Annotated in this window: 25 protein-coding genes; 10 read left to right on the top strand and 15 right to left on the bottom strand. The window is 68.3% G+C overall.

Features of this window, described 5'->3' with window-relative positions:
* Window positions 1-51 precede the first annotated feature (51 nt).
* The 3 genes from NAF06_RS00315 to NAF06_RS00305 all read left to right on the top strand — a co-directional run bounded on the left by NAF06_RS00315 (window position 52) and on the right by NAF06_RS00305 (window position 1,624).
* Window positions 52-426, top strand: coding sequence for a DUF555 domain-containing protein (locus tag NAF06_RS00315; protein ID WP_006628589.1), 375 nt, complete (start codon window positions 52-54; stop codon window positions 424-426).
* Window positions 427-533: 107 nt separating this feature from the next.
* A complete protein-coding gene (locus NAF06_RS00310) occupies window positions 534-1,073 on the top strand; it encodes a CBS domain-containing protein (RefSeq protein WP_006628588.1) in 540 nt (179 codons plus the stop codon).
* Between the two features lie 35 nt (window positions 1,074-1,108).
* Window positions 1,109-1,624 carry an SLATT domain-containing protein gene (locus tag NAF06_RS00305; protein ID WP_152418757.1) on the top strand — a complete coding sequence of 172 codons (516 nt, stop codon included), beginning with the start codon at window positions 1,109-1,111 and terminating at the stop codon, window positions 1,622-1,624.
* A gap of 1 nt (window position 1,625) precedes the next feature.
* Here the strand turns inward: NAF06_RS00305 and NAF06_RS00300 are convergent, their stop codons facing one another.
* From NAF06_RS00300 to NAF06_RS15440, 3 genes are all read right to left on the bottom strand, one after another.
* A complete protein-coding gene (locus NAF06_RS00300; protein ID WP_152418758.1) occupies window positions 1,626-2,213 on the bottom strand; it encodes a hypothetical protein in 588 nt (195 codons plus the stop codon).
* 129 nt (window positions 2,214-2,342) lie between these two features.
* On the bottom strand, window positions 2,343-2,552 hold the full coding sequence (locus NAF06_RS00295; protein WP_008586184.1) for a hypothetical protein: 210 nt from the start codon (window positions 2,550-2,552) through the stop codon (window positions 2,343-2,345).
* The gene (locus NAF06_RS15440) at window positions 2,549-2,677 is read right to left on the bottom strand and encodes a hypothetical protein (RefSeq protein ID WP_256470646.1); all 129 of its coding nucleotides are present in this window, start codon (window positions 2,675-2,677) and stop codon (window positions 2,549-2,551) included. The genes NAF06_RS00295 and NAF06_RS15440 overlap by 4 nt, the downstream gene beginning before the upstream one ends.
* Before the next feature lie 216 nt (window positions 2,678-2,893).
* Here NAF06_RS15440 and NAF06_RS00290 point away from each other — a divergent pair, with 216 nt between their 5' ends.
* The 4 genes from NAF06_RS00290 to NAF06_RS00275 all read left to right on the top strand — a co-directional run bounded on the left by NAF06_RS00290 (window position 2,894) and on the right by NAF06_RS00275 (window position 6,115).
* Window positions 2,894-3,211, top strand: coding sequence for a DUF8134 family protein (locus NAF06_RS00290; RefSeq protein ID WP_008586188.1), 318 nt, complete (start codon window positions 2,894-2,896; stop codon window positions 3,209-3,211).
* Between the two features lie 80 nt (window positions 3,212-3,291).
* Window positions 3,292-5,070 (top strand): nitrite/sulfite reductase, encoded by a 1,779-nt coding sequence (locus tag NAF06_RS00285; RefSeq protein ID WP_008586191.1) that lies wholly within the window; start codon window positions 3,292-3,294, stop codon window positions 5,068-5,070.
* A 28-nt stretch (window positions 5,071-5,098) separates the two neighbouring features.
* On the top strand, window positions 5,099-5,404 hold the full coding sequence (locus NAF06_RS00280; protein ID WP_008586193.1) for a DUF6360 family protein: 306 nt from the start codon (window positions 5,099-5,101) through the stop codon (window positions 5,402-5,404).
* A gap of 126 nt (window positions 5,405-5,530) precedes the next feature.
* Entirely contained in the window at window positions 5,531-6,115 is a 585-nt protein-coding gene (locus tag NAF06_RS00275) for a response regulator (protein WP_049908850.1), read from the top strand.
* Window positions 6,116-6,150: 35 nt separating this feature from the next.
* On the opposite strand, the gene purM is transcribed toward NAF06_RS00275, so the two are convergent.
* The 3 genes from purM to NAF06_RS00260 form a co-directional block, all read right to left on the bottom strand.
* Entirely contained in the window at window positions 6,151-7,197 is a 1,047-nt protein-coding gene (gene purM, locus NAF06_RS00270; protein WP_008586197.1) for a phosphoribosylformylglycinamidine cyclo-ligase, read from the bottom strand.
* 133 nt (window positions 7,198-7,330) lie between these two features.
* Window positions 7,331-8,005, bottom strand: a complete 675-nt coding sequence (locus NAF06_RS00265; RefSeq protein ID WP_008586199.1) for a metalloprotease — start codon at window positions 8,003-8,005, stop codon at window positions 7,331-7,333.
* Complete coding sequence (locus NAF06_RS00260) at window positions 8,002-9,780, bottom strand: TraB/GumN family protein (protein ID WP_008586201.1); 1,779 nt, start codon at window positions 9,778-9,780, stop codon at window positions 8,002-8,004. Before NAF06_RS00260 ends, NAF06_RS00265 begins: the two co-directional genes overlap by 4 nt.
* 195 nt (window positions 9,781-9,975) lie before the next feature.
* On the opposite strand from NAF06_RS00260, the gene NAF06_RS00255 reads away from it, so the two are divergent.
* From NAF06_RS00255 to NAF06_RS00245, 3 genes are all read left to right on the top strand, one after another.
* Window positions 9,976-10,680, top strand: a complete 705-nt coding sequence (locus NAF06_RS00255; RefSeq protein WP_008586203.1) for an ArsR/SmtB family transcription factor — start codon at window positions 9,976-9,978, stop codon at window positions 10,678-10,680.
* Window positions 10,681-10,742: 62 nt separating this feature from the next.
* On the top strand, window positions 10,743-11,201 hold the full coding sequence (locus NAF06_RS00250; protein ID WP_006628578.1) for a bifunctional nuclease family protein: 459 nt from the start codon (window positions 10,743-10,745) through the stop codon (window positions 11,199-11,201).
* Between the two features lie 86 nt (window positions 11,202-11,287).
* Window positions 11,288-11,770, top strand: a complete 483-nt coding sequence (locus NAF06_RS00245; RefSeq protein ID WP_008586206.1) for an acyl-CoA thioesterase — start codon at window positions 11,288-11,290, stop codon at window positions 11,768-11,770.
* A 19-nt stretch (window positions 11,771-11,789) separates the two neighbouring features.
* On the opposite strand, the gene NAF06_RS00240 is transcribed toward NAF06_RS00245, so the two are convergent.
* The 9 genes from NAF06_RS00240 to NAF06_RS00200 form a co-directional block, all read right to left on the bottom strand.
* Window positions 11,790-12,299, bottom strand: coding sequence for a GIY-YIG nuclease family protein (locus NAF06_RS00240; RefSeq protein WP_008586208.1), 510 nt, complete (start codon window positions 12,297-12,299; stop codon window positions 11,790-11,792).
* A 52-nt stretch (window positions 12,300-12,351) separates the two neighbouring features.
* Window positions 12,352-12,795 carry a thiol-disulfide oxidoreductase DCC family protein gene (locus tag NAF06_RS00235; protein WP_008586210.1) on the bottom strand — a complete coding sequence of 148 codons (444 nt, stop codon included), beginning with the start codon at window positions 12,793-12,795 and terminating at the stop codon, window positions 12,352-12,354.
* A 79-nt stretch (window positions 12,796-12,874) separates the two neighbouring features.
* Entirely contained in the window at window positions 12,875-13,159 is a 285-nt protein-coding gene (locus NAF06_RS00230; protein ID WP_008586213.1) for a DUF7545 family protein, read from the bottom strand.
* Between the two features lie 92 nt (window positions 13,160-13,251).
* The gene (locus tag NAF06_RS00225) at window positions 13,252-14,310 is read right to left on the bottom strand and encodes a metal ABC transporter permease (protein WP_008586215.1); all 1,059 of its coding nucleotides are present in this window, start codon (window positions 14,308-14,310) and stop codon (window positions 13,252-13,254) included.
* Complete coding sequence (locus NAF06_RS00220) at window positions 14,310-15,050, bottom strand: metal ABC transporter ATP-binding protein (protein WP_008586217.1); 741 nt, start codon at window positions 15,048-15,050, stop codon at window positions 14,310-14,312. The genes NAF06_RS00225 and NAF06_RS00220 overlap by 1 nt, the downstream gene beginning before the upstream one ends.
* Window positions 15,051-15,150: 100 nt before the next feature.
* Window positions 15,151-16,182: a metal ABC transporter substrate-binding protein gene (locus tag NAF06_RS00215; RefSeq protein ID WP_049908851.1), complete on the bottom strand. Its 1,032-nt coding sequence runs from the start codon at window positions 16,180-16,182 to the stop codon at window positions 15,151-15,153.
* 122 nt (window positions 16,183-16,304) lie between these two features.
* A complete protein-coding gene (locus tag NAF06_RS00210) occupies window positions 16,305-16,796 on the bottom strand; it encodes a YbaK/EbsC family protein (RefSeq protein ID WP_008586221.1) in 492 nt (163 codons plus the stop codon).
* Between the two features lie 101 nt (window positions 16,797-16,897).
* Window positions 16,898-17,623 (bottom strand): ribosome assembly factor SBDS, encoded by a 726-nt coding sequence (locus NAF06_RS00205; protein WP_008586223.1) that lies wholly within the window; start codon window positions 17,621-17,623, stop codon window positions 16,898-16,900.
* 95 nt (window positions 17,624-17,718) lie between these two features.
* Window positions 17,719-17,919 carry a DUF7576 family protein gene (locus NAF06_RS00200; RefSeq protein ID WP_008586225.1) on the bottom strand — a complete coding sequence of 67 codons (201 nt, stop codon included), beginning with the start codon at window positions 17,917-17,919 and terminating at the stop codon, window positions 17,719-17,721.

The raw sequence follows: 17,919 nt of genomic DNA, 5'->3' as shown, positions 1-17,919 counted from the left end.
GACCGCGGGAGAACCGCAAGACAAGAAACCCTGCGGCCCGTCCGGCCGAGTATGAGCAACTACGAGGTCGCGATGGAAGCCGCCTGGTTGGTCCGAGACGTCGAGGAGACCGACGACGCCATCGGCGTCGCGGTTAGCGAAGCCGGAAAGCGACTCAACGAGACGGACAAGCAGTACGTCGAGGTCGAACCCGGCGTCACCGGCTGTCCGGCCTGCGGCGAGCCGTTCGACGCCGCGTTCCTCGCGGCGAACACGGCGCTCGTGGGGCTCCTCTTGGAGATCGACGTGTTCAACGCCGACAGCGAGGAGCACGCCGAGCGGATCGCGAAAAGCGAGGTCGGCGGCGCGCTCCGCGACGTCCCGCTCGAAGTCATCGACGTCTTCGAGACCGAGGGCGACGACGAGGACGAGGAGCCGGCGCGATAACGGCGACCGCGATCGGTTCCCCCTCGGACGGCGGAGCTGATGACCCCGGCGGCACGAGTTCGGTCGGTGCCGAAAGCTTTTCTAATAACCTTAAGTAATTAGTCGGCATGGAACTGCCGACGCCACAGGACCTCCGCGAGCGCCGGACGGCGCTGGAGCTGACCCAGAGCGAACTCGCCGACGCCGCGGACGTCTCCCAGCCGCTCATCGCGCGGATCGAGGGCGGCGACGTCGACCCCCGGCTCTCCACACTCCGCCGCATCGTCAACGCCCTCCAGGAGGCGGAAGGCGAGGTCGTCCGCGCGGCCGACCTGATGAACGAGACCGTGATCAGCGTCGCGCCCGACGACGCGGTGAGCGGGGCCGTCGAGCTGATGGAGGCCGAGGCGTACTCGCAGCTCCCGGTCCTCCAGAACGGCGTGCCGGTCGGCTCGATCAGTCAGGGCGATGTCGTCCACGCCGGCGAGAACGTCGGCGACCACCCCGTGAGCGAAGTGATGAGCGAGTCGTTCCCGACGGTCGCGCCGTCCGCGACCGTCGACGAGGTCCGGAACCTGCTGGACCACTACAAGGCCGTGATGGTGACCGATGGCGGCGAGACGGTCGGGATCATCACGGAGGCCGACATCGCGGCGCAGCTGTCGTGACCAATTTTATCAGCTATCAAGAATAATTGATTCATATGACTCAGAGTAACGAACTGGAAGACCGTACTGAGGAAATCCTACACAATCTAAAGTATGTGTATAAAACTCATTATAAAATGGCAGAAGGATACGAAAGGAGAAACAACTTCATGTCCTTCTTTGTAGCGATAGGAACAGCATTACTCGCTGGGCTATTGATATGGGAATCTGCAGGTGAAAACTTGATCCTCACAATAGCTTTGATAGTAGCAATTGTTTCTTGGGCTGACGCAATTCTTGACTTAGGAAAAAAGTCTGAAAAGCACTACCGCGCTGCCGATGAATACCATGATCTATATGATGAGTTCAAGGATTTTTATAACTTAGAACTAGCAACGAGCAGTTCGGAAACGGATGAAAATAAAGCCACATATGAAAATCTAATACAAAAAAGAAAGAATATAAAGAAGTCGACTCCCAGAACGACAAACTACTGGTACAATAAATTAGATCACGATGCGATAACAGAGTCCTTCAATGACGAAATAGAAAATAATCAAGCAACGGTTTAAATTACCATCCACCGTGAGTATCTATGTCGTATTCATTACAGATTTTCTCTAGATCACTTGACCCTCCTTGAACGCTTTTTGGGAATCCCTCTACATGGTTTTCGGTGACAGCCACCCAGCTTCCATCAAACACACTTATATCATGACTATATGAATCAGGTGTCCAGCCATAGGAGGGGGCATTACCCCTACAAAAAACGTGGAGGCCTCGGCCACTATCTGATATCTCAGTATATGAATTTACCTCAGTAATTAGTTGATATATTTCTGGGTCAATTCTTTTTGTACTTTTATTGAGACAATTGTCGATGTCTATAAAGCTGATACTCTTATTCGAAGGTACAAAACCGACGCCATCAATAGCACTATCCCCAGATTCCATTCGCCTAGCTTGATTATACGTCTGCCAAATCTCTCTGTCATAATACTTACTACTAGCATATCTTCCACTATACTCATTATATTGATTAATATTCAGTGGTATTTTATTACCCACCGGAGATCTAGCCCAGCAGATCCAGTTATCAACTCTTTTCATCACAGGTAAGAGCTGATTTCTTGAATATCCACTTAACGAGACACTAGGCATAACCATTCCTACATTTTCCAACTATTTAAGTTCTAATAGGTATCGGCAGCTAAAATATTCTGTGTCTTATAATTGTATATTTGAAAATTGGCTTAGTTTATTTCTACCCAACTACATTTTAGAACTCGTCTATTCAGTATTTTCTCGGTTTTCGGAGAGCCGCTCCCAGATCTCCGTGCAGCCCGCGCCGTCCTCGACGCCGTCGAGGTGGCTCGATTCGTCCCCGTCGTCGGGCTCTCGATCCTGCTCGGCCTCTCCGTCTTCCCGTCCGTCGGCGTCCACCCGATCGGCTCCCGCTCGTTCCTCGCCGCTCGCGTGGCGGTCGGCCGACTCGGTCATCGTCCCTCCGGGACGTCGTCGAAGAGCTCGGGCGCTACGTCCGCGGACGCGTGCTGTCGGTACTCGCCGTCGTCGCCCGGGCCGGCGGGTCGATCGCCGGTGGCGTCGGGAACCGGATCGGTCATCACACCGTGGTACGCGCCCACGAGTCATAAGTACGGCCACGGTCGTAAATCGGACCCCCACTCACGGATACCGGATTTCGTATCCGGTAGCTCGGAGAATAATTTTAGCGGTGATGAGGGTGTAGTCCGGCGGTTTCTCGATCGCGCGGCGTCATCGAAACGGTCGGCGATTGCGACCACCGTCACCCATTGGACCGCGGCGGGGGAACGTGAGGCGTGACCACTCGACTGCGCGTCCTCGACGACGGGGCGTGGATCTCCGTCAACGACGACCGGAAAGTCCGCGTCAGCGAACTGTGGCGGCTCGACGCGCCGGATTTCTGTGAGTGCGCGCTCACCGACCTCGCCGTCGAGAACTTCCAGGCGGTCGGCGTCGACGGCGCGACCGTGAAGGTGCGCGTGTACGGCCAGTGTATCGCCTGCGGCGAGAGCGGCACCACGGGCTGGATCCCCGTCGGACGGGTTCGCGGCGGCTCCTTCGTCGAAATCGACCGCGACGCGGTCCGCCGGCCGACTCGCAGTTCAGACGGGTAACACTTGCCGGTTCGGGGAACCACCGGGAAGCGTTGACACGGTGCGTTCGGCTATATCCCCGCCGGGTGTAGCCGGTGGCGATGCCAACGGACGTAGAGAACTGGAAATCCGAGGTCTACGGGAACGAGGTCCGAGACCGCCTCTTCGAGTTCGCCGAGGAGGGCTTCGACTCGATCCCGGACGACGAGCGAGACGCGTGGTTCGAGCGCTTCAAATGGTGGGGGCTGTACCACCAGCGGAACGGTCAGGAGGGCTACTTCATGCTGCGGATCGGGACGCCGAACGGCGTCCTCGAACCGGGACAGCTCCGGGTCGTCGGCGAGATCGCCGACGAGTACGCCCGCGGCCCCGGGACGAACCCGATCTTCGGCGACGCCTACGCCGACTTCACCACCCGGCAGTCGATCCAGCTCCACTGGATCGAGCTCTCCGACGTGCCCGCGATATTCGAGAAGCTGGAGGCGAACGGCCTCTCGACCCAGCAGGCCTGCGGCGACTCCTGGCGCAACATCGTCGGCAACCCCGTCGCGGGCAAGGACGGGCAGGAGGTGATCGACGCGTGGCCGGTCATCCGCGAGCTCAACGAGACGTTCAAGGGCAACGACGACCACGCCAACCTCCCGCGGAAGTGGAAGGTGTCCGTGACCGGCTCCGCCGACGGCTCCGGGCAGGGCGACATCAACGACCTCGCGTTCGAGCCGGCGTACAAGGAGATCGGCGGCGGTGAGAGCGGGGTCGACGACGACGGAAGCGAGGACGCCGTCGGCTTCAACGTGCGGGTCGGCGGCGGCCTCTCGCGCAACGAGCCGCGTCTGGCCCGCGACATCGACGTGTGGGTCCCGCCGGAGAAGGTCCCGGACGTCGCCGGCGGGCTCTCCGCGCTGTTCCGCGACAACGGCGACCGCGAGGACCGCTACAACGCCCGGATCAAGTTCCTCGTCGACGAGTGGGGGCCGGAGAGGGTCCGGGAGACCCTACAGGACGAGTACGTCGACTTCGAGCTGAAGACCGCGGGACGGGACGTCCGCGAAGAGTACACGTACAACACGGGATCGGGCGAGCGCAACGACCTGATCGGCGTTCACGACCAGAAGGACGGCCGCAACTTCGTCGGCCTCAACGTCCTCGTCGGGCGGATGGGTGCCGAAGACGTCCTCGAACTGGCCGACCTGGCCGACGAGTACGGCTCCGGCGAGGTCCGGCTCTCGCAGCGCCAGAACGTCACCGTCACCGACGTGCCGGACGACGCGCTCGACGACTTCCGCGAGGAACCGCTCTTGGAACACTACTCGCCGTCCCCGTCGCCGTTCATGCGCGGCTCGGTCGCGTGTACGGGCACCGAGTTCTGCTCGCTGTCCATCGTCGAGACGAAGAACCGGCAGGTGCGGTTCGCGCGCTGGCTGAAGGAAAACGTCGAGCTCCCCGACGGCGTCGACGAGTTCCACGTTCACCTCTCCGGGTGTACGGCCTCGTGCGCGCAGCCGCAGATCGCCGACGTGAGCCTGCGCGGGATGAAGACCCGCAAGGACGGCGATCCGGTCGAGGCGCTCGACGTCGGCCTCGGGGGCGGACTCGGCGAGGAGCCGGGGTTCGCCCGGTGGGTCACCCAGCGCGTGCCCGCGGACGAGGTGCCCGGCGCGATCGCGAACCTGGTCGAGGGCTTCGCGGCCGAGCGGAACGAGGACGAGTCGTTCCGCGCGTTCGTCGCGCGCCACGACGACGAGGAGCTGGACGCGCTCGTCGAGCCCGAGGAGACGGACTACGAGGACCCGATGCTACACAACACGAAGCGCACGTGGTACCCGTACGCCGAGAACGACGCCATGGAGGACGCCCCGCCCGCGCCGTCGGACGACTGAAGTCGGCCCGCGGCGTACCACGTTCGACATGAGCAACCGACTGCTGCGCGTCAACGCGTACACCACGCTCGACTTCGTCGACGGCCGGGTCCGCGCCCACGAGTTCGAGACGGAAGCGCCCGGCGTCGTGAACGTCACCGCGCCGCGCGAGGACCCCGAGCACGTCAGCCTACAGGTCGAACTCGACGGGACCGCCGTCGACGACCTCCCCGCGCACGCCGAGGAGTTCGACCTCTCGCCGGCGCAGGCTCGGGAGCTCGCGGACGCGCTCAACGACACCGCGGACCGCGTCGAGGCGGCGCGCGCGGACTCCGCCGACGGCGACGCCGACTGACGGCGGGCACCGATACCGGACTCCGCGCACACCGCTTCCGAAGTCGGTCCATCCCGAGCGATACGCGGATCGTCGACCGGTCGCGATCGTGGGAACGGTTATACTGCCTCGGCCTGTAAGGATAATATGAGTGAACAGAGAGCAACGACCACCGGGGCGACCGTGCTGGTCGTCGACGACGACAGGAAAACGGCGGACCTCTACGCGGAGTTCCCCGACGGGTACGCGGTTTCGACCGCCTACTCCGGTGCCGAGGCGCTGGAAATCCTCGACGACACGGTAGATGTCGTCCTGCTCGACCGCCGGATGCCGACGATGACCGGTGACGACGTGCTGCGATCGATCCGGGAGCGGGACCTCGGGTGCCGGGTCGTGATGGTCACGGCGGCCGATCCCGATCTCGACGTCCTCGAACTGCCGTTCGACGACTACCTCGTCAAACCGGTCTCGCCGGACCGGCTCCGCGACGCGGTCTCGCAGATGTACGTCCGCAACGGGTGTGACGACACGCTTCAGGAGCTGTTCGCGACCGCGTCGAAGATGGCGACCGTCGAGTCCAAGATGAGCCTCGCCGACCTCGAGTCCAGTCAGACGTACGCGGCCCTCGGGGCGGAGTTCGACAGACTGCGGGCCGAGGTCGAGGCCCGCGACGCGGAGCGAGACACGTACGTCGAGTTCACCGACGAGAAGCTCCGGAGCCTACTGGGCTGATCGCCGGCTCGGCCGCGTCTGCGTACCGGTGGACCCTACAACGTCAGCCCGCGGATCGCGACGGATCCCCCGTCGCCCCCCTCGCCTCGCTCCTCCACGCGCCCGATCACGCGCCCGTCCGTCTCCGCCGCCAGCTCCTCGGCCGCATCGGGGTCCAGCGCGGCCACGAACCCGGTCCCCATGTTGAACGTGCGGTACATCTCCTCGTCGGGGACACTCCCCTCGCGCTGGACGAACTCGAAGACCGGCTGCGGGTCGAACGCGTCGTCGATCACGTACCGGTTCTCACCGAGCCGTTCGAGGTTCGTCCAGCCGCCGCCGGTGACGTGGGCCGCGCCGCGCACGCCGTGCTCGCGCATCGGGTCGAGCAGGTCGGTGTATATCGCGGTCGGTTCGAGCAGCGCCTCGCCGAGTGTCTCGTACCCGTCGAACGGGCACGCGTCGGCGTAGTCGTGGTCGCGCGTGACGGCCTCCCGCGCCAGCGTGAGCCCGTTCGAGTGGATCCCGGCGGAGCGCCAGCCGACCAGGGCGTCGCCCGGCTCCGCTCGGCCGTCGAACACCCCGTCCTTCGCGGCGAGGCCGACGCAGGCACCCGCGAGGTCAAGTCCCTGAATCACGTCGGGCATCACCGCGGTCTCGCCGCCGACGAGTTCGATGTCGGCCAGCTCCGCCCCCCGCGAAAGCCCCTCGCCGACCTGCTCGGCGAACCGCTCGTCCGGCTCGTCGACCGCGAGGTAGTCGACGAACGCGACCGGCCGGACGCCGGCAGCGACGAGGTCGTTGACGTTCATCGCGATACAGTCGATCCCGACCGTCGAGTAGTCGCCGAGCGCCTCCGCGACGAGCAGCTTCGTCCCCACCCCGTCGGTCGCGAGCGCGAGGTAGCGGTCGCCGATGTCGAGCATTCCGGCGTAGTCGCTCGCCGAGTCGCCCGCGTCCGGGTCGGACCCGACCGCGCCGATCAGCGCCGCGGTCGCGGCCTCGCTCGCGTCGATGTCGACGCCCGCGTCCGCGTAGGTGAGCTCGTCGCCGTCGGTCTCCCCGGCCGATTCCACGTCGTCGTCCCCGCCGCCCTCGGACATGTGTGTGGAGCCACGCCCGCGGAGCAAAAACGCACCGTTCGCCGCGTCCGGTCGCCGGTCCGGGTGTCGCCGGTCGTCATCGTCCCGACTGCCGGCGGTCGTCGTCACCCGAGCGGGCGACGTTCGCTCCCGTTCAGTACGGTCCGCCGAACCCGAGTCCGAGGCCGAACACCAACCCGACCGCGAGCAGCGCCGAGGGCACGAAGACGGCCGCCCACACCGGCTTGCTCCACGCCATCACGGTCTTCCCGTCGAGGGGCCCGTACGGGACCAGGTTGAACGCCGCGAGGAACGCGTTGATCGCGATCCCGCGGGAGCCGAGGACGGTCACGAGGTCGCTCCCGAGGACGCCGCCGAGGGCAAAAATCGGGGCGAACGCGACCATCAGCCCGAGGTTCACGGCCGGGCCGGCGAGCGCGATGTGCCCGTGTTCGCGCGGGGTGAGCCGCCCGCGGTGATGGACCGCGCCCGGCGCGGCGAAGATGAAGCCCAAAAGCGAGCTCATCACGGCGATAAACAGCATGCTGTTGTCCGCGCGGAACTCCGCGACCTGGTCGTAGCGGACCGCGACGACCTTGTGGGCGACCTCGTGGAGGAGGAAGGCGACCCCGGCGGTCGCGAGCGCGACGAACAGCGGCGGGAGCACGCCCGCGGCGAGGATCCGAGTGATCCCGTTCCAGCCGCCGACGAAGAACAGGGCGAACGCCACGCCGAGCGCGAGCCACGCGACGAGGAGGTCCCGGATCTCGGTGCCGCTGAAGTACAGCCCCGCGATCCGCCGCCCCGAGAGGGTCGAGCCGGCGCTCATGCCAGCCCCCCGACGGCACCGCGGACGAGATCGGCCCCGTTGACCGCGCCGTCGACGAGCAGGCGACCGACGTCCTCGACGCCGCCCACCTCGGCTCCGAACATCGCCGGGATGACGTACGCCGCGAAGAGGAAGCTCGCGACGATGCTCCCGACGTTCGTCATCGCGACGACCACGATGAGCCGGAACAGCGGCACGTCCAGCATCGCGGAGAGCAGGTCCGTCATCGACCGGCTCTCGTCGCCGAGCAGCTCGTTGAGCGCCCCGATGTCGGCGACGTTCACCGTCAGGCTCCTGAGCTCGACGTAGCCGGTGAACCAGCCGGGCGCGAGCAGCGGGTTGATCGAGGTCATCCACGCGACCGCGCCGCCGACGCCCGCCGAGAGCCAGCGCGCGCCGGCGACCTTCGCGAACGCGAACGCGAACGCGCCGTTGATCAGGAACCACGCGCCGAACAGCCGGATCAGGAACGCGTTCCCGGCCCCGCCCAGCGCAAGCAGGACGAAGAAGCCGACGAAGCCGACTGTGATCGCGTAGCCGATCGCCTTCTTCCACGGGAGCCCCCGGCCGGACTCCTCGCCGACCAGGTCCGACATCGGCGGGAGCGTCGCGGGGTCGGCGAGGTAGCGCTCGATCCCCGACTGATGTCCGGCCCCGACGACGGCGACCACGTCGTGGCCGGCCTCGCGGAGCGCGACGAGCCGGTGGGCGATGAACGCGTCGCGCTCGTCGATGAGCGCCTCCGCGCCGCCCGGGGAGAACTGGCGGAACTCCTCCATCATCATCGTCACCACGTCCGTGTCGGTGAGGTCGGCGGCGTCTAGCTCCTCGATGCCGCCGGCCTCGACGTCGCCTCCGCCGCCGGCGAACGACCCCACGGCCAGCGCGAGGACCGCGCCGACGACCAGCCCGAGACCGATGCCGATCCCGAACCCGCCGATCGCGGTCACCGCGAAGCCGCCGAGGTACGTCGAGACGAGCCCGTCTGCGACGCCGGTCACCCCGGCGGCGACGCCGAGGGCGAGCCCCGAGCCGACCGCGGCGTAGAGCCGCTGGTCCGGCGAGAGCGCGAGCGAGCCGATCTGATCGACGGCGATTCCGACGGCGACGGCGACGAGGATCCCCGCGGCGACGCTCGTCAGTACGGCGTTCGTGATCCCGACCGCGCCGCCGAACAGGCCGATCGCCGGCCCGGCGACGATCCCGACTATCAGCCCGCCGATCACGCCGGCGACCCGCGGGTCGCTGACGCCGAACGCGAGCCCGCCCACGAGCCGGAGCTTCTCGGTGAGCGTCATGCGCGCCCAGAACCGCTGGATCGTGGTCTGGATGTCCCGGTCGACCAAGGCGACGTCGATCCCGAGCGACTCGGCGACGTCGACGGCGGCCTTCATGTCGGCACCCGGCTCGATGTCGAACCGCTCGCCGAGCTGGGTCTGGACGTACGAGAGCATCCAGTACGCGAGGAACTGGAACACGGTGTTCCCCTTGAGCAGGTCGCCCGCGTCGAGGTCGTCCGGCGTCTCGCCGTTGAGCTGGCGGTACCGCCCCTCGTCGAGTTCCACGGCGACGACGTCGGGCCGCTCCCGCTCGATCGTCTCCTCGACCTCGTCGACGGAGCGCTCGGAGACGTGCGCGGTCCCGACGACCGTGACTGTCCCGTCCTCGCCGTCGGGACCGCGGTTCGCCGCCCCGTCGAGGCCGGAACCGTCGGTCCGCGGGGACCCGTCGGTCGACGGGGGTTCCTCCTCGCTCCCCCGTGACGTCTCTGTCATCACCCGTCGTACTCGGTCACCGCGTTTAGGGTTTGTGAGTCGGTCTCGGAACCCCGCGCCGCGGCTCGCGGGAGGCGCTCCCGCCGATCCGGCCGTCCCTCCCGCCGCCTCGGCGGGCGTCCCCGCAGATCCAACGGCATCGAGCGTCCCCGCTGATCCAACAAGTTTGTATCCTCACGCGCCTCACGGCAGCACATGTCCCGGCTGCTGCCCTCCCTGCCGGACGCGACGCCCGAGGAGCGCGAACCCCGGGTCGTCGGCGTCGACGACGACGAGGCCGACGACCTCATCGCCGCCCTCGGCTCCGAGACCGCTAGGACGATCCTCTCGACGCTCCACGACCGCCCGGCGACGAAGTCCGAGCTCGCCGACGAGGTCGACACCTCCCTCCAGAACGTCCAGTACCACCTCTCGCGGCTTGACGACGCCGACCTCGTCGACGTCGTCGACACCGCCTACTCCGAGAAGGGCCGCGAGATGGACGTGTACGCCGCCGCGGACGAGCCGCTCGTGCTGTTCTCCGGCGGCTCCGAGGAGTCGGCCGGGATCAAGACCGCCCTCATGCGCCTGCTCGGCGGCTACGGGCTGATCGGCCTCGCGGCGGTCGCGGCCCAGCGGCTCCTTGCCGTCGGCTCGCTCGCCAGCGCGGGCGTCTCCGGGGGCGACGACGCCGGAGCCGCCGCCGACGGCGCGGACGGGGCCGCGGCCGACGGGCCGACGATAGAGAGCGCGCCGGAGCCGGAGACGGCGGCGGACGCGACCGACGGCGCGATCGAACTCGCCGGCGACCCGCTGGCGGAGTACGCGGTCTCGCTCGTCGAACCCGGGGTCGTCTTCTTCCTCGGTGCCGCGCTCGTGTTCACGCTCGCGTGGGCGCACTGGTACCGCTCGTCGGCGTAGCGCCGCCGCGCCGAGCGGCGGGCGTGGGACAGCTATTCAAGCCGCCGCCACCACGTTCCGATATGGAACACGAGGCCGAGGTCGTCGGGGTCGGTGCGGGCTCAGCGCCGAGCGGCGACGTCCCGGCGGTGATCCTCTCGGCGCGCGGCGAGTACGTCCCGATATTCGTCAGCGGCGACCAGGCGCAGTCGATCGGGATGGCGCTCGAAGGCGAACCGTTCGACCGACCGCTCACCCACGACCTGCTCGTCGAGATCCTCACGGAGTTCGGCGGCGCTATCGACCGCGTCCGCGTCGACGACCTCCGCGACGGCACCTTCTACGCGAAGGTCGACGCCGAGCGGTACGACGACGGCGAGCCGGAGCGGTTCGTCTTCGACGCCCGCCCCTCCGACGCCCTCGCGCTGGCCGTCCGCGTCGACTGCCCCATCGTCGTCACCGACGCGGTGATAGACGAGGCGGGCCGTCCGCCGGACTCGATACGCTTCAGCGGCGACGGCGACCCATCCGAGGAACGCTGAGACCTCGGGACCGGGTTGCCCTCGGACGCCGACGATCCCGAAACGCGAAGCCCGCCGTTCAAGTCGCCGGCCCTCCCACGGAGCGCATGGACGAGACGGCCACCCTCGGCTCCTCCCACACCGAGATGACGGAGATGCTGCTGCCGAACGACACGAACAACCTCGGCCGCGCGCTCGGTGGGACGGTGTTACACTGGATGGACATCTGCGGTGCCATCGCCGGTATGCGGTTCGCGAACCGGCAGGTGGTCACCGCCTCGATGGACCACGTCGACTTCATCGCGCCCATCGAGATGGGCGAGGTCGCCATCATCGAGGGGTACGTGTTCAACACCGGCCGGACAAGCGTCGACGTGAAGGTCGACGTTCGCGCCGAGAACCCCCGCACGGACGAGACGCGCCGGACGACCACCTCCTACTTCACCTTCGTCGCGCTCGACGAGGAGGGACGCCCGACCCCGGTACCGGACCTGGAGTGCCCGTCCGAGGACGAGCGCGTCCTCCGCGACGACGCCCTAGAGGGCCGCGAGGAACAGCTCCGACAGGTCGTCGATCGGTACGACCTCTGAGAGGGTTCCGGCCCGAAGCTCACTCCTCGGAACCGGCGACGACCTCGACGGTCGCGTCCGGGTCGTCGGTCTCCGCGACCGCCGCCCCGTGCGCCGCCAGCGCGCGCTCGGCGAGGGCGTCGAGGGCGTCGGCCCGGTCCGAGTCCGACCCCGAACCCCCCGCACCGCTCCCGGCCAGGTGACTCGGGCAGCCGCAGTCGGAGGCCCCGAACCCGTCGATCGGTCCGTCCGGAAGCCGACGCGCGACCGCGCACTCGACGTCGACGCCGCGGCTCCGGACGACGCGGTCGATTCGCGCCGCCGGGTGCCCGAGCAGGTAGTCGACGTGCCAGTGGCGCACGTCGTGGTCGCCGCGCGCGGTCCGCCGGTGTCTGTCGACCCGGGAGAAGCCGCCGGACCCGAGCGCGCTCCCGGTGTAGGCGTACGCGCCGCCCGGAAGGCGATGGTCGCCGAGCGCGCCCGCGGACAGCGTCGCGTCCGCCGCGAGGTCGACGACGAGCGTGTAGCTGCCGCCGGCGGCGTCGCTCATCGGTCGATCACCCCCGAAGCGTCCCCCGCGGACGGACCCGCCGTCGCCGCCGTCACGGCAGCGCGGTTGGGGCCTCGTCCGCGGCCGCCCGGAGCGACCCGATCAGCTCGCCGGCGTCGTCGTTGAGCGAATAGGTGTCGTGGAAATCGTCGGGGTCGCGGTCGCGTCCCGACAGCGCGCCGACGACGCCAGCGATGGCGTCGTAGTTGTCGCGGACGAGCCCCCCGACGATCTCGGGGGTCCCGGCCCGCTCCGCCAGTTCCTCCGCGGCCGACCGGCCGGCGTACACGCGGCGCTCGACGGGGTCGACGAACACCATCGCGAACGGGCGGGAGCCGAACTGCGCGTCGAGGAACGGCCCGACCGGGTCGGCCTCCCACGGGACCGCGACGACCCCGTCGAGCCGGCGGAGCGCGACCGCCGCGACCGAGCAGTACGGGCAGTCGCCGTCGAAGATCAACACCGGAGCGTCCGCGCCGTCCGGGTCCATAGTCATGTGAGGAGATAGGGTCTCGACCGGCTTAAGCGGCCGGTCGGGGCGAACTGGTTCGGGTGGAACGCGGCGTCGGACCCGCTCAGTGCGAGTGGCCGAGCGCCTCTTCGAGGGGCTGTCCGAAGCGCTCCTCGAACAGCTCCGCGGCCGTCTCCTCCATCTCCGCGATGTCCTCGGGCACGTCCCCCTCGCTGTGGTGGACGATGACGTGCGCCTGCTGGGCCATCGCCTGGACGACCACGTCCGAGACGACCGCGGTCGACGGCTCGCCCTGTTCGCTGAGCACGTCGACGAGGCCGGCGGGCAGTTCGAACGACTCTTCGTCACCGTCGGGACCGGTGACCGTGTAGGTCTCGGTGTCTCCCATACGTGCGGGTCGCGGCCGCGACATAAGGGTCTGTGGAAACCGGACGGGGGCGAACGCGGTCGTCTCCCGCCCGCGGCGCGAGGGCGTCGCCGTCACCCGTGCGACGAGATGGCCCGCACCGAGGAGCCGGAGCCGACGACGGTGGCGAGGTACACCGCGATGGCCGTGACCACGATCGATCCGCCGGAGGGGAGTCCGAGACCGATCGAGACCGCGAAGCCGCCGGCCACCGACACCTGCCCGAATATCACCGCGAGGTACATCGTCTCGCGGAAGCTCCGGGCGACCTGCGAGGCGGCCGCGACGGGGACGACCAACATCGCGGCGACGAGGATGACGCCGAGCACCTGCATCGCGCCCACGACGACGACCGCGGTCAACACCACGAGCAGCGTGTTGTAGCCCGTGACGTTCAGCTGCGCGACCCGCGCGGCCTGCTCGTCGAAGGTGATGAAGAGGAGCTGTTTGTACGTCAGCGCCACGCCCGCGACGACGATCAGCGAGAGCGCCCCCATGAGGCGCGCCCCCTCCGGCGTGACGACCGCGAGGTTCCCGAACAGGTACCCCTGGATGTTGACGCCGGTGAGCCCGTCGCCGTAGCTGATGATCAGGGTGCCGACCGCGAAGCTCCCGCTGAGCATGATCGCGATGGGCACGTCGCCGTAGGCGTCGGTGCGCTCGGTGAGCCACTGGACGGCGAGCGCGCCGAGGATGCCGACGACGAGCGCGACGAGCAACAGCGACCCGCTCCACCCGGTCGAGGCGGTGAGGAGGATGCCGACCGCCACCCCGGCGAAGGCGGTGTGCGCGAGCGTCTCGCCGATCAGCGCCATCTCGCGGTGAACGAGGAAGGAGCCGACGAGCGGGGCGACGACCCCCACGAGCACGCCGACCGCCATCGACTGCCACATGATCGGGTGGCGGAACACGTTCGTCCCGAACCCGGCGTCCATCCCCCGTCCGAGCGACCGGAACGCGGCGTACAGGTCGCTCGCCACGGGGAGGTCCCTGGCCCAGTACAGCAGGACGAACCCGAGCATGACGGCGGCGACGAGCGCGGTGACGCCGATGCCGACGAGCTCAGCGGTCCGGCGGAGCCCGCGGTCGGGGCGGGAGGTACCGCGTTCGGCGGCGGCTGATCCCTCGCTCATCAGTGGTGGTGGTGGACGACCTGCCCCGTCGTGCCGTACGCCTCCGCGAGGGCGTCGCTCTCCACGAACGACTCCGTGTCTCCGTGGTGGTACAGCTCGGTGTTGACGCAGGCGATGCGGTTCGCGCGGTCGGTGACGACCCCGATGTCGTGTTCGATGAGAATGATGGTGATCCCCTCGTCGTTGAGCTCGTCGAGGAGGGCGTAGAACGCGTCGCGCGACTCGGCGTCGACGCCGACGGTCGGCTCGTCGAGCGCGAGGAGGTCCGCGTCGCTGGCGAGCGCGCGAGCGATGTACGCCCGCTGCTTCTGGCCGCCCGACAGCTCAGAGACGAGCCGGTCGGCGAGGTCGCCGATACCGACCGTCTCGATGGCGTCGGCGACGGCGTCGCGGTCGGCCGCCGAGAGCCGCCCGCGGCCGGCGTGCGCGAACCGGCCCATGGTGACGCACTCCCGGACGGTGACCGGCATCGCGCCGCCGCGGCTCGTCGCCTTCTGCGAGACGTAGCCGATCCGACCGCCGTCGTCGAACTCCCCGACCGGGCGGCCGAACAGCCGGACGGACCCCTCGTCCGGCTCGTGGAGGCCGAGCATGAGGTGGAGCAGGGTCGTCTTCCCGGAGCCGTTCGGTCCGACCAACCCGAGGAAGTCTCCCTCCTCGACCGCCAGAGAGACGTCGCTCACGGCGACGGTGTCGCCGTAGGAGAACGATACGCCGTCGATATCGACGATTTCGCTCACTGTGTGTCCTCGATCTGGGTCGGCCGGACCTTTAGCTCCTTTCGTCCGTCTCCGCGCCGTCGCGTCGGCGCACTCGCCGGCGGCCCGTCGTTCGTCCCGCTCACTGCGCGCCGAACGCCCGCTCGAAGGCGGGGACGTTGATCTCGGTCATCTGTTCGAGGTAGCCGTAGCCGGCCTCGTTCCACTCGCGGGTCGTCCCGCCGGCGGGCGTGACGGGGACCGCCTCCGTCGCGTCGCTGTTCTCGACTATCGACTCGGCGAGCCGCGGCGACTGGAACTGGTCGTACAGGACCACGTCGATCCCCTCGGAGTCGACGAGGTCGATCGTGTCGGCGATCTCCGTCTGCGTCGGCTCGTTCTGCGGCGAGACGCCGACCGACGAGTGGAGCCGGAACCCGTATCGCGCCTCCAAGTACTGGAAGGAGTTATGGCCGGCGAGCACGGCCACGTCGCGCGCGGCGTCCTCGGCGATCGACTCGAAGGCGGCGTCGACCCCGTCGAGTCCGTCGGCGTACGCGGCGGCGTTGTCGGCGTAGGCGTCCGCGTTCCCCGGGTCCGCCTCGCCGAGTCCCGCCGCGATCGCGTCGACCATCTCGGCCGCGAGGACCGGGTCGACCCAGACGTGCGGGTCGTACCGCTGCTCGTCGTGACCGCCATCCCCTTCGCCGTCGTGGTCGCCGTCGTCATGTCCGTCCTCGTGGTCCTCGCCGCCCTCGTCCCCGTGCGAGTGGTCCCAGTCGAGCAGGTCGTCTTCCACCCCGTCGAGCGCGTCGATCACGGCGACGGAGTCGTAGTCGGCCTCCAGCGTCGCGGCGAGGTCCTGCGCCCACGAGAACTCCGGGCTGTCGAGGTAGACGAACGCGTCCGTCGCGGCGACGTCCGCGGCGAGCGTCCCGTCCGGCGTCCAGCCGTGGCCGAGCCGCCCCACGTCGACCGGGTCCTCGAAGGTCGCGGCGTCGCCCGCGACCTCGTTCGCCCAGTCGTTGAGGGTGAAGAAGGCGGCGTAGCCGGCGTCGAACCCCCCGGCGTCGCCGTCAGCGCCGCCGCCGGAACACCCCGCGAGCGACGCCGCCGTCCCCGCGACCGCGAGTCCCGCACCGCGCCGCAGCACCGACCGCCGTGAGTGAGTCATACCGATCCGTAGCCCGGATTAACAGAAAAAGGTTATTATTTGATAAATTCTGTTTAATAATCGGGCGGGCGAGAGCGCTCCCGATTAACAACCCGCGGCGAGCGCGCGGGCGCGGCCGTCTCTCACTCCGCGAGGTCGACGACCGCTGCGTCGGCGAGGTCGGCGAGCGTCGCCGGGTCCATCGCGAACACCGCGCTCGGCGTCCCCGCCGCGCCGTAGACGGTGTCGTACTCCGTGAGCGTCGGGTCGAAGACGGTCGGCAGCGCGGCGTCGTGACAGAGCGGCGGGACCCCGCCGATGCTCCAGCCGACCGTCTCGCGGATCCGGTCGGGATCGCCCATCGCGGCGGCGTCGGCCCCGAAGTGGTCGGCGACGGCGTCGAGGTCCAACCGGTTCGCGCCGCTCGTGATCGCGGCCACGAGGTCGTTCGGCGGGTCCCGATTACCGCCGCAGAGCGACACGACGATGGTTGAGGCGATCGCGCCCGTCTCGCAGCCGACGGCGTCGGCCGCCGCGGCCGCCGTCTCCGTCCCCGCGTCGTACTCCAGCACGTCGAGGTCGACCCCGTACCGTTCCCGCGCCCGTTCCGCGAACTCCGCCGCGCGTGGGTGCATGCTACCCGAGCCGCGTCCCGCCGGTATCAAGCTCCCGGAGGCGGTGAAACTGCGGCGGCTCGCGGTCGAATTCGGCGGCAGAAACAGCCCGTCGGACGGCGCTACCGAGTCCGAAGCTCGTCTTTGTCCTTGATCACGCGGGCGTCGCCCTCCCCGGAGGTGACCTCGTTGACGAGGTCGTAGAGCTCGTTCTGGAGCCCCGCGGGGAAGGTGAGCACGCCGACCCACGAGCCGTCGTTCTGCCACTCCTCGCGTTCGAGGTCGCCGAACTCCCGGATCTGCGCCTGCCCGGACCCCGCGTAGTCGGCCGGGAGCTGGACCGCCATCGTCACCTCCTCGAACCGGATCGGGATCACCGGGCGCAGCGCGTCGAGCGCGTCGTCGACCTGGTTCTCCACCGGCTCCATCGGGTCGATCTGGAACCCGGCCTCCTCCAGGGCGCGCTCGATCCGCTCCGGCGGGTGCGGCGAATCGTCCATCTGCGGGTTCACCGCGTTTCGCGTGATGGTGGTAACGAGCTGGTTGTGCTTGCGCTCTTGCATCTCCGCGCGCTGCTCGGCGGTGATCTGGATCTCCCCGCGCTCGACGACCTCCGGAATGATCTCCAGCGGCTCCGTGGTGCCGAAGACGGTCTCCAAGTCCTCCTCGGCCGGTCGGTCACCCCGAGAGGCGTTCTCGAAGACGTCCTCCGCGGCGATCACCTCCTCCAGGTCGCCCTCGAACTCCCCGCGTTTGATCGCGAGCGCGGCGTCGGGGTCGATCAGGACCTCGAAGCGCTCCCCGTGTGACTCCAGTCGGGCCGTCACGGCCTCGTCGAGCGATATCATACCGGACGGTACCACCCCCGCGGGCAAAAAGCCTCCCGCCGTCGACCCGCCGTCGGAACCCCGGCGTGCGGTCGTCGCGGCCGCGCCCCGGCCGGTTACGTGCCCGCCGACGGGCGCTCGTCCTCCCACGCCGCGCGGCACGCCTCCGAGCAGAACCGTCGATGGACGGCGTCGCCGTCCTCGACCCACGTCACCGTTCGTCGACCGACGCCCAGCGCCGGCTCGCCGCACGCCGCGCAGCGCGGCGCGGACTCCTCGTCGACGTCCTCCTCGAGCTCCGAGGTCGGGTCCACCAT

The sequence above is a fragment of the Halorubrum hochsteinianum genome (assembly GCF_023702125.1).
In the GTDB taxonomy this organism is placed as follows: domain Archaea; phylum Halobacteriota; class Halobacteria; order Halobacteriales; family Haloferacaceae; genus Halorubrum; species Halorubrum hochsteinianum.
This window is presented reverse-complemented; position numbering and strand designations above follow the sequence as displayed.